Genomic DNA, 10,322 nt, shown 5'->3' with positions numbered 1-10,322 from the left:
GAACGGGGGCATCCATACATGAGCCGGTTAGGCGCATAATTTCCATTGAGAATTGAGCCATGTGAACCTTCCCCCAATGCGGCGAGCGGCGGGGGCAACGGAGTGATCCACATGGGACTTTTAAACATCATCCGTCGGATGGCGGTGCGTGAGAAGCAGTCGATCCGGGAGATCAGCCGGCGCACCGGGCTGTCGCGCAACACGATCGCGAAGTATCTGAACGCAGGTACGATCGAGCCAACCTTCACGATACCAGAACGACCGAGCAAGCTTGATCCTTTTGCCGATAAGCTGGCGGCCTGGCTGAAGACTGAGGCCGGGAGGTCACGCAAACAGCGCCGAACTCTAAAGCAGCTTCATGCCGATCTAGTCGTTCTCGGCTTTACCGGCTCCTATGGTCGGGTTGCCGCCTTCGCCCGTGATTGGCGGGCTGACCGGCAACGTGAGCAGCAGACGACGGGCCAATCTGCTGCACATGCTGATTGACGGCAAAACGACCGACGGCCCCGATATCGACACGCCCCAGGCGCTGACCTTGGTGCGTGAACCCAAGGCCAACGTCGAACGTTACGATGGCCTTCGTGTCCGGATCGTGGGAGGTCGCCATGCGTCATGATCCCGCCAGCGCCGCCGTCGTCATCATGCTGCGTAGCCTGAGGATGTATGGCATGTCTCAAGCGGTCACGGACCTGATCGAGCAAGGTGCTCCGGCCTTCGATGCAGCCGTGCCGATCCCGTCCCAGTTGCTGAAAGCCGAGATGGCTGAGCGTGAGGTCCGGTCCATCGCCTATCACATGAAGGCTGCCCGCTTCCCGGCCTACAAGGACATCTCCGGGTACGACTTCGCCGCCAGCGAGATCAATGAAGCGACGGTGCGCCAGTTGCATCGATGCGAGTTCATCGATGGAGCGCAGAATATCGTGCTTGTCGGCGGACCGGGCACAGGAAAAACGCATATTGCGACCGCCCTCGGTGTCCAGGCGATCGAGCATCATCGCCGCAAGGTGCGCTTCTTCTCAACCATCGAACTGGTCAACGCGCTCGAGCAGGAGAAGGCTAAAGGCAAGGCAGGCCAGATCGCGGAGACGCTGGTTCGTTTCGATCTGCTCATCCTCGATGAACTCGGATACCTTCCGTTCAGTGCCTCAGGCGGAGCGCTACTCTTCCACCTGATGAGTAAGCTCTACGAGCGCACCAGCGTCGTCATCACCACCAACCTCAGCTTCAGCGAATGGGCCACCGTCTTCGGCGATGCCAAGATGACTACGGCTCTGCTGGACCGCCTCACACACCGTTGCCACATCCTGGAAACCGGAAACGACAGCTTCCGATTCAAAGCCAGCTCGGCTGCAGCCGCACAGAAGAGAGGAGAAAAAGCCAGTCCCTTGAGCAAAGCCTGATCAGAAAACCAAACTCAGAGGTGGCTCACTTCTTGGTGGAAAAACCGGCTCAGTTCCGCGTGGAAACCAACAACAGCTAGAGCAGAGCGTGCTGGCGGCGGTCAAATGAAGCAAACGCCTCTCGTTCCGGTCTAAGGCCGTTTCTATCGGTTGCCCGATAACAGACTAACGCTAGGAATTTCTGCCTCATGCTCTTGATGGGAACCGAACCTTCGACCCGCAAGGTTTAGACCAATTTAAAATTCAAAGATCTTTAAATAGCAGAAGTTTAGTATGCTGTGCACTGAGTGCGGCTGGCGATAACCTGAGATCATGAACTGAGAAGCGCTGTCCATTCCCAGAGAATGCGAAACATTCAGCGATCGCGTTGATCGACCTCCTGTTCCGAGGCTTTCTGGCGAGGCAACCGAAGACCACCTCGCCAGGACCTTTTACTTGCCGTGCCCGATGGCCAACCCACGGGTTAATCTGTACCGGAGACGGCAAGAGCGGGATCGTAAAACTTGAATACTCAAATACGCGCAAGTCACTCTCCAGTCTTTTGAAGGTCTCAGATCGTTTGAAAAAGCGACTATCCGTAGTGGCGAGCTACAGCATATCCACCTGCGCTAGCGAGCCCTGTCAGCACAGTGCCCCAGATCATATCGACGACGCTGAGGGTTACGGGCCAGTTCTTTATGGTTGACAGATTGGTGATATCGTAGGTCCCGTAAGCGGCGAGCCCGAGCAAGGCGCCATTGCCGGCCGCTGTCCAGAGCGACCCCACTTCAAGCCCGGGCCGGACTGCCAGAACAACAATCGCTACAGCGAAGAACAGGTAAAACACTGTGGCCACCGCAAGATTTGGCGACGGCAGCATCAGATCGCCGAGTTGCTTTTGGTAGAACTTGCGGGCAACTACGCCCAGCCAGATGGCATCGATAGCCAAGAACAGGACGAGCGTCGAGAAATAGGCAATTCCAAATGTCTTCATCGTACTCATCCGTTTTCTGTATTGTCGCAAGGCTGACCATCGGTCGATTAGACCGTTGGCGCGGGCTGAGGAAATTACGTGGACGTTATGCGGCTGCCGCCGATCGGCGCTTCAGCCATCGCAGTACACGTATTTCTTCCTCGTCTAGCCACTGCTGCAAACGCTCGCTTTTGCTCTTGAGCTTCAGGACGTCTCGCAGCATCCCCGACTGGAAATCCTCAAACACGGCTGGATGGATGTAGGATGAGCGGCACACAGCGCGTGTGTTGACGAGCTTTGCAGCCACTGCGTCGATCGCTTCGTTCAACTGACGGTTCAGTTCGCGCTTTGTGGCCGCCACCTCAAGCGCCGCCAATGCCTCGACGGCCATGCAGGTGGCGCCCCAAGTTCGGAACTGCTTAGAGCTGAAGCTGTCGCCGGTTACCTCACGGATATAGTCATTAACGTCGTGTGAGGAAATCGCGCGGCAACCGCCTTCGTCGCATACGTATTGGAAGAGATGCTGACCTGGAAGCTCCTGCAGTTTTCGAACAACGTTGGCGATACGCCGATCGCTGTGCGCCAGATTCCATTCCTTGCCAGACTTGCCTTTAAAGCGGAACTTCAAGCTGCCGCCCTCGACCTTTACATGCCGGCTGCGCAACGTCGTCAGACCGTAGGACTTGTTCACCTCTGCATAGGCCGTGTTACCAATGCGGATGTAGAGGTTGTCGAGCATCCAGACGACCGTGGCCAGAGCTTTGTCCATTCCCAGACCGCGGGAGCGTAGGTCTTGCTCTACGCGTTCGCGCAAGTCCGGCAAACGGTCGGCGAAATCGACCAGCCGTTCAAATTTCGCTATACCGCGTTCGGCATGCCAGTCTGCGTGGTAGCGATACTGGCGACGTCCTCGCGCATCTTTGCCGATTGCCTGCAGATGCGAAAAAGGGTTCGTCGAGATCACGACATCGGTATAGGCTGGAGGGATCGCCAAGGCATTCAGCCGCTTGATCTCCTCGGCTTCCTTAATCCGTCGCCCATCCGGACGATAATAAAGAAAGCCTTTGGCGCCTACCTTACGCGTGATCCCCGTTTCAAGGCCAGGGACATAGACTAGTCCTGAAGCGAGCTTTGCGTCCGCGGCAATCGTGTCGATTTTCGTGATGATCTGGTTCATTGGCCAATAACTCACAGATCGAGCGGCTGTTCCGCGCTGCGGGACAATCGGCGAGCCGACGATCCGGAACATCATCGCGGCTTCTTCGTTAGCCGCCTCCAGTGAACGCAAAAGGAAACTTCAATGACATTGAACGGCAGAAAGATTGCAATTCTTATCGCACCGCGCGGTACCGAGGAGCCCGAATTCAAGCAGCCGAAGGACGCCGTTGAGGCGGCTGGTGCGATGGTGGCCGTAATCGGTATCGAGACCGGCGAGGCCAAGACAAATAACAACGACCTCGATGCTGGCGGCAGCTACCAGGTGGACAATGTGGTTTCTGAGGTTTCCGCTGAGGAATTCGACGGCCTTGTCATTCCCGGCGGTTGTGTCGGTGCGGACAAGCTCCGGGCCGACAAGGACGTGGTCGCTCTCGTGCAATCGTTCTTCCAGCAGGGCAAACCGGTGGGCGTCATCTGTCACGGACCTTGGCTGTTGGTAGAAGCCGACGTCCTTCAGGGACGGACCGTGACCTCGTTTCCGACTGTCCGCAAAGATATTGAAAACGCAGGCGGCATATGGGTTGATGAGGAAGTGGTCTGCGATCAGGGCCTCGTCACCAGCAGAACACCTGACGACCTTCCGGCATTCTGTGACAAGATCGTCGAGGAGTTCGAAGAAGGAAAACATCGAGGGCAAACGCGCAGCGCTTAACCTACTGTTTCGGACTATATATCAGCAATTTCGCGAGCGGAACTTTCGCTCGAAGTGCAGCGTTTCCCGTTCTTTCGGGGAGCGCCTCATGTCGATATCACAGCCAATCCGCTATTCATCTGATCTGGAGAGCATCAAGGATGATGAGACAGAGACGATCGCTGGCCTAAACGAACAGTTCGACGTCATCATGCAGAAGACAGCAGAAGACTACGGTCACGCCGTCCGCTCAGTGCATGCAAAGGCGCACGGCATCATCGAGGCGGAAATGACGGTCGCAGGCGGCTTGCCGCCTGAGCTGGCCCAAGGCATGTTCGCGACGCCTGGAGCGCATAAGGTTTTTCTTCGCCTCTCGACGAATGCCGGCGATATTCTTCCTGACGCAATCTCCTTGCCTCGAGGCCTTGCCATGAAGGTGCTTGATGTCGAAGGGTCCCGGCTTCCGGATGCCGAAGGCTCGACACAAGATTTCATCATGGTCAACGGTCCCGTCTTCCAGGCGCCAACCGCCAAGAAATTCCTATCCAGTCTGAAGCTTCTCGCCAAAACGACGGACAGGATGGAGGGCACAAAGACCGTGATGTCGAGCGTACTCCAGACGGTGAACAAGGGCCTTGAAGCCGTTGGCGTTTCAAGCCCGAGTATCCAATCGCTCGGTGGCGCGCCGAACCTCGATCCACTCGGAGAGACATACTTCAGCGTCACACCGTTCCGCTATGGTGATTACATTGCCAAATTCAAATTGAAGCCGATCTCGCGTGACCTGACAAAGCGGACGGACACCCTCATTGACGCAAGCGTTCGTGAAAACGCCGTTCGCGAAACTGTTCAGGCGGAAATGCAGGAAACCAACGGGGTCTGGGAATTCCAGGTCCAGCTCTGTCGAAATTTGGAAAACCAGCCCATCGAAGACCCGACGGTCGAGTGGAACGAGGAAGACGCTCCGTTCCTCACCGTCGCGACGGTCACCGCGATGCCACAAGATAGCTGGCGCGATGTGAACGTGAAAAAGGTCGATGAAGAGATGCGGTTCAGCGTTTGGACGGGTTTAGAAGCCCACCGGCCCCTCGGCAACATCAATCGGGCGCGTAAGGATCCGTACCGCCATTCGGCAGAATTCCGAGCCCGATTTAACGGTTGTCCGTTCCACGAACCGTCCCGCTGATCCGAGCTAGGATTGTCTCGCGAGGCGTTCCGGTAAACGGAGTGCCTTTGTTTGTTCTGATCGGAAAGCCTCTATGCCTAAGGTAATGCAAAATCCTGAATCCGAAGGCCCCTCAGGTGGCTGGGGATCAGTCAAATCGATCGCACGTATCATCGGTGATGAGCGGCCCTCCCCAATGGTGCTTGAGGAGCTGGCCCGGCAGAACAAGCCGGGTGGCGTGATGTGCGTTTCCTGCGCCTGGCCTAAACCAGTAAACTACCACCCTTTCGAATTTTGCGAGAACGGCGCGAAAGCGACAATCTCAGACCTAACGAGCGCTCGCTGCACGCGTGAATTCTGGACTGATCACACTGTGACGGCGCTTCGCGACTGGAAAGACTACGACCTCGAGCAAACCGGCCGGCTGACCCACCCCTTACGTTACGACAGGGCGACCGATCGTTACGTCGAAGTCGCTTGGGAAGACGCCTTCGAAGATATCGGTAGAACATTGCAGTCCATCCCGCGCGAAAGTGTTGTTTTCTATTCTTCTGGTCATGCGGGCTTGGAAGCATCCTACCTCTACGCATTGCTGGCTCGGACCTACGGAAACAACAATCTTCCGCAAAGCTCCAACATGTGCCACGAGACGACATCGGTCGGGCTGCAGAAGGTGATCGGTTCTCCAGTCGGAACCATCGTTTGGGATGACCTGGAGAAGGCTGACGCATTCTTCTTCTTCGGTCAAAATCCCGGGTCAAACAGCCCGCGCTTCCTTCACCCACTCCAGGAGGCGAAAAAGCGCGGCGCGAAAATAGTGACGTTCAATCCCGTCATGGAGCAGGGCCTCGTTTCCTTCGTAAACCCGCAGAGCCCTGTCGATATGCTGACGGGGCGCGAGACCCAGATCAGCGACGAGTATCTCCAGGTTCGCGCTGGCGGTGACATCGCTGCCATTCTCGGTCTTTGTAAGGTAATCGTCGAGGCAGACGATGCCGCCGTGGCGAACAGAGCCTCGCGCGTTCTCGACGTCCCCTTCATCGAGGAGCACACGGTCGGTTTCGACAGCTTCATCGATCTCATCCGATCGACAGAGTGGGAGACCATCGAGGCAGAAAGCGGCCTGACTGAGAACGCGATCAGACGTGCCGGTGAGATCTACGTTCAATCGAAGCGTGTTATAGGTGTCTATGGCATGGGGCTAACCCAGCACTCTCAGGGCGCGCTGAACGTTGCCATGATCGTCAATCTCCTTCTTCTGCGCGGCAACATTGGTCGCGAGGGCGCCGGCTGCTGTCCGGTACGCGGCCACTCGAACGTTCAAGGCCAACGAACTGTCGGTATTGCCGAAAAGACCAAGCTTATCCCCATGGACAAGCTGAAGTCCCTCTTCGATTTCGACCCGCCAACCGAAGATGGTGTGACTATCGTCGATGCCGTGAAGGGAATGATGGCAGGAAAGATCAAGGCAACCATATCGCTTGGCGGTAACCTGGTCCGCGCCGTTCCCGATCAAAAGGCAATGGAAAACGCCTGGGCCCAGCAGGATTTGACCGTCGTCGTTTCGACGAAGCTGAACCGAAGCCACCTCTTTCCAGGCGCGAAGTCCTACATCCTTCCGTGCCTTTCACGCTTAGAGCGCGACGAGCAAGCCACGGGTGCGCAGTCCGTCACCACCGAAGACAGCTTTTCCCACATCTCGGGATCCGTCGGCAAACGTACGCCAGCCTCCAAACACCTTCGAAGCGAGCTTGCAATCGTGACCGGCATTGCGAGAGCGACCGTTGCCCCGAGCCCAACGCTGAAATGGGATGAGTGGACCGGCGATTACAGTCTCGTCCGTGACCTCATCGAGGCGACCTACCCGGATCAATTCGAGCACTATAACGATCGTATGTTTAAGCCGGGCGGATTTTACCGGGGCAATGCGGCACACGAGCGCGTCTGGAAGACCGAAGAGAAGAAGGCAGTCTTCACGACACCCAAACAGCTCAACGCCTTGGCGTTCAGCGACGCCGAAGGGCGCTACCGCCTCGTCACCATGCGGTCGAATGATCAGTTCAACACGACGATTTATGGATATTCAGATCGGTTTCGCGGGATCGAAGGAACCCGAGACGTGGTGCTGATGTGCGCCGATGATATCCAGTCGGCGGGGCTGCACGAGGGGCAAGTCATTACCCTTGTGAGCGATTTCGAAGACGGGATCACGCGTGAGCTTCCCGGTCTCACGGTAACCAAACATAATCTTCCGCCAGGGACAATTGGAGCGTATTATCCAGAGGCCAATGTGCTGGTTGCCGTCGACCATCATGATGAGTTGTCGAAGACGCCAGCGTCGAAAGCGGTGCCTGTCCGGATACAGGTGAAAACCCACGCAGCCCAATAGTTAGTATCACGAGGTCACATGATGGACGCATACCTGTTTTCGACTGACCATGCCGGCTCGCATCCGCCTTACCTGATCGTTCCCGATCAGAATTCCCCTCGCCCGGGACATCCTGATGGCAAGTCTTGGGTCCCTTTCAAAGCGATTGGATTCAAGGACGCTACGTTGGTCGGTGATCCTGAGGCAATCGAAAAAGCTGTCAAGGCAGACGGATCGTACGTTGGAGGTTAGATAGAGTGCCCGGTTATTGTCTCAGCCTTGGTCAGTTTCATTCAAGCTATGAGACGCTGCGGTTATTACCGCACACGGCTTCACAACCCGGGTTAGCCCTTTTGAACCGTAGTCTGGTCCGAAGCCTGGCTGGACCGTTACTGGTGGCATTCACACGAATTCGATAGCGCGGGCCTTAGCTGACCTAGCAGCCTCCGCGGCACGACGGCTACGAGCTGGCCGCGTCACGTCGGCGATAATAGATTCAGCAACGATCTTTCCGAGCTCAGCGGCACTGGTGATGCCTTGTACAAAGGGCCGCTTGTGGAGAAGGTAGGAAACGGCAGGGATGTACAGACGCCGCACAGGCTTGATCCCGGCAATAAGTGGCCGACATTGCTCGTCGACATCAATGCCCCCGGTACGGATTGAGTTTCCACGCGGCGTGATGGTTCGTGCTTGCGATATCAGTCGAGCGTCGTGAAGCGACGGGAACGGCAAATCATCCGCCGATAAAGTTTTCTGTCCCGTGGCGTCGATCAAGGTATCGAACTGCAGCGTGCCGTCCTCGAAAGTGACGGTAGCACCGCGTTCGACATTGTCGGTTACGATCTCTGATCGGTCGCCAAGCTTTACAATATTCAGCCTATTGGCCTTACGGAGCGCAATCAGGCGCTCGATCGATAGATGGGGTACGGTGGCATAATCGTCGGCAAATATGCTCTTGAACGATCGGTTGAACCGGTCAAGGTCTTCGGCGGTGAAGTAGCTGACTGCGGTCTCAATAATCTCGTGGGTGATGAGGATCGCATACCGCCATCCAACGGTATGTTTCGCTAAGTAGTTTTGTTTTGCTTCATTAAGGTTCGATGCCGCCCATTCAAACGGATCACATTTGTCTCTGACGCCGTAATAGGCTGTTGCAAACGTGTCGACCGTCAGCCCTTCAAGCCCGATGAGCCGAGCATATTCTGGATCGGCGACCAAAAGTTCCTGACGGAAGAGGTCGAACACATCGTCGAGCAGACCGCTACTCCCGAGCGTAATACGGGCAGACACCGCTTGCGCTGTGCAGATCAGCGGGTCTTTGTAGGGGATGGGGAAGAAGAAGTCTGCCTCGGGCAGTAGACCTTTGCGAGACATCATCGACACTTCAAACCCGTCGTGACCATCCTTAATCTGGTAGTCGAGACAACCATCCGCGTTTCGATCGAAGCGGCCAAACATGGTCGCGACGGTCATTACCGCGTCAATCGCACTGAGCGATGTTCCGAGCACACCGATCTTGCCACTCGGGATCGAATGCAACGCGGTAGCGGGCCACGGGGCGGCAAAATAACCCGGCGACGTTTCGGGCGCGGACGGGAAACTGTGTCCCGTCGCTACAATCACATAATCGAAGAGTTCGATGCTCGCATCGTCTCCGTATTTTAAAGCGAAATGACTACCGCTGGGCGCGATGTCCGCGACCTGACAGCGCTCGCAGACACAGATCGTATAGTTCGCCTGCTCACCCAGTGCGACGATCGTCTCGAACTGCGCTCGGAAATAGTCGCCGATAACCACACGCGGGTAGAAGGCACGATCAGATATGCCGATGCGTTCGATCTCGAATTCCGACAGATATTCTTCGGATTGTTCGGCAAGCCAGGCAACGAGGGTCTCAGGAAGATCAGGGATTTCGATGCTTGGAATGTTCGACAGCATCGCCGGATCATTGATCCCGCGCTGGTAGGGCGTCCCCTTGCCGGCGACGTCCGACGCTTCAAGGATGACGATTGCCAACGGTGACTTAGACTTTATGAGATCTTGCAGGGCATACAGAGCCGTCGGGCCGGACCCGACGATGGCGACGCGTTTACGCGTTTGGGGCTCCAGCAGCGCGGGACGCACTGCGCAGCTACCAAACGATTACGACGACGACCTGTTCCAACGTTGGCTGGTCACTCATTGACGACAGGCACGAAAAAGCCATTTACGCCGTGGACGGAGAAACAGAAGGCAAACGTATGAAGCTTTTGATGTTCTACATTGGCGGCGATTGCGGTGGATCGAACATCGAGTTACATGATATCCGGTTTTCGATCGGAGAGAGCGCGGAAGCCTGCTACGACGACCTGCGGCGGCAATGGTGGGGCGATCCAAAAAGTCTCCACCTTGATTGTGGGGGCGAGCTCACCCAGGCGGATGGGTACGATATTAAACTGTTGGGCGTCGTCGCCTTAAGTTTGGCTATGGCACGGTGATCGACATCGGCCAGGTTTCAGGCGCTGATCGACATGGTGATATCTCGCCATGCCGCGATAGCGTGAGAGCGAAGCTTTCGATGATCTGCTGCGGTCAGATGTTTGCGGTGA

At 56.4% G+C, this 10,322-nt stretch carries 8 protein-coding genes and 1 pseudogene; 6 read left to right on the top strand and 3 right to left on the bottom strand.

Annotated elements, in window-relative coordinates:
* Positions 1-111 precede the first annotated feature (111 nt).
* Positions 112-465: pseudogene (locus tag JZX87_RS30575) on the top strand (IS21 family transposase); the annotation flags it as partial.
* A 140-nt stretch (positions 466-605) separates the two neighbouring features.
* Entirely contained in the window at positions 606-1,400 is a 795-nt protein-coding gene (gene istB, locus JZX87_RS30570) for an IS21-like element helper ATPase IstB (RefSeq protein ID WP_206829591.1), read from the top strand.
* Positions 1,401-1,971: 571 nt separating this feature from the next.
* Here istB and JZX87_RS30565 read toward each other — a convergent pair.
* Positions 1,972-2,373 carry a DUF2177 family protein gene (locus tag JZX87_RS30565; RefSeq protein ID WP_206829590.1) on the bottom strand — a complete coding sequence of 134 codons (402 nt, stop codon included), beginning with the start codon at positions 2,371-2,373 and terminating at the stop codon, positions 1,972-1,974.
* 85 nt (positions 2,374-2,458) lie between these two features.
* Positions 2,459-3,529, bottom strand: coding sequence for a DNA topoisomerase IB (locus JZX87_RS30560; protein ID WP_206829593.1), 1,071 nt, complete (start codon positions 3,527-3,529; stop codon positions 2,459-2,461).
* 123 nt (positions 3,530-3,652) lie between these two features.
* On the opposite strand from JZX87_RS30560, the gene JZX87_RS30555 reads away from it, so the two are divergent.
* The 3 genes from JZX87_RS30555 (at position 3,653) to JZX87_RS30545 (ending at position 7,755) form a co-directional block, all read left to right on the top strand.
* Positions 3,653-4,222, top strand: coding sequence for a type 1 glutamine amidotransferase domain-containing protein (locus tag JZX87_RS30555; protein WP_206829589.1), 570 nt, complete (start codon positions 3,653-3,655; stop codon positions 4,220-4,222).
* Positions 4,223-4,310: 88 nt separating this feature from the next.
* Positions 4,311-5,387, top strand: coding sequence for a catalase family protein (locus JZX87_RS30550; RefSeq protein WP_206829588.1), 1,077 nt, complete (start codon positions 4,311-4,313; stop codon positions 5,385-5,387).
* Between the two features lie 73 nt (positions 5,388-5,460).
* A complete protein-coding gene (locus tag JZX87_RS30545; protein WP_206829587.1) occupies positions 5,461-7,755 on the top strand; it encodes an FdhF/YdeP family oxidoreductase in 2,295 nt (764 codons plus the stop codon).
* A 381-nt stretch (positions 7,756-8,136) separates the two neighbouring features.
* Here the strand turns inward: JZX87_RS30545 and JZX87_RS30540 are convergent, their stop codons facing one another.
* Positions 8,137-9,858 (bottom strand): FAD/NAD(P)-binding protein, encoded by a 1,722-nt coding sequence (locus JZX87_RS30540; RefSeq protein WP_353654302.1) that lies wholly within the window; start codon positions 9,856-9,858, stop codon positions 8,137-8,139.
* Positions 9,859-9,974: 116 nt separating this feature from the next.
* On the opposite strand from JZX87_RS30540, the gene JZX87_RS30535 reads away from it, so the two are divergent.
* Positions 9,975-10,211 carry a DUF1543 domain-containing protein gene (locus JZX87_RS30535; protein WP_286195224.1) on the top strand — a complete coding sequence of 79 codons (237 nt, stop codon included), beginning with the start codon at positions 9,975-9,977 and terminating at the stop codon, positions 10,209-10,211.
* The last annotated feature ends 111 nt before the right edge of the window (positions 10,212-10,322 follow it).

This window comes from Agrobacterium sp. Ap1 (genome assembly GCF_017313375.1).
GTDB lineage: Bacteria > Pseudomonadota > Alphaproteobacteria > Rhizobiales > Rhizobiaceae > Neorhizobium > Neorhizobium cellulosilyticum.
This window is presented reverse-complemented; position numbering and strand designations above follow the sequence as displayed.

What these genes read in the sequence shown, in the direction of transcription:
- JZX87_RS30535 (WP_286195224.1), top strand. Translation starts at nt 9,975, where the DNA reads ATGAAGCTTTTGATGTTCTACATTGGCGGCGATTGCGGTGGATCGAAC.
- JZX87_RS30550 (WP_206829588.1), top strand. Translation starts at nt 4,311, where the DNA reads ATGTCGATATCACAGCCAATCCGCTATTCATCTGATCTGGAGAGCATC.
- JZX87_RS30560 (WP_206829593.1), bottom strand. Translation starts at nt 3,529, where the DNA reads ATGAACCAGATCATCACGAAAATCGACACGATTGCCGCGGACGCAAAG.
- JZX87_RS30545 (WP_206829587.1), top strand. Translation starts at nt 5,461, where the DNA reads ATGCCTAAGGTAATGCAAAATCCTGAATCCGAAGGCCCCTCAGGTGGC.
- JZX87_RS30565 (WP_206829590.1), bottom strand. Translation starts at nt 2,373, where the DNA reads ATGAAGACATTTGGAATTGCCTATTTCTCGACGCTCGTCCTGTTCTTG.
- istB (WP_206829591.1), top strand. Translation starts at nt 606, where the DNA reads ATGCGTCATGATCCCGCCAGCGCCGCCGTCGTCATCATGCTGCGTAGC.
- JZX87_RS30555 (WP_206829589.1), top strand. Translation starts at nt 3,653, where the DNA reads ATGACATTGAACGGCAGAAAGATTGCAATTCTTATCGCACCGCGCGGT.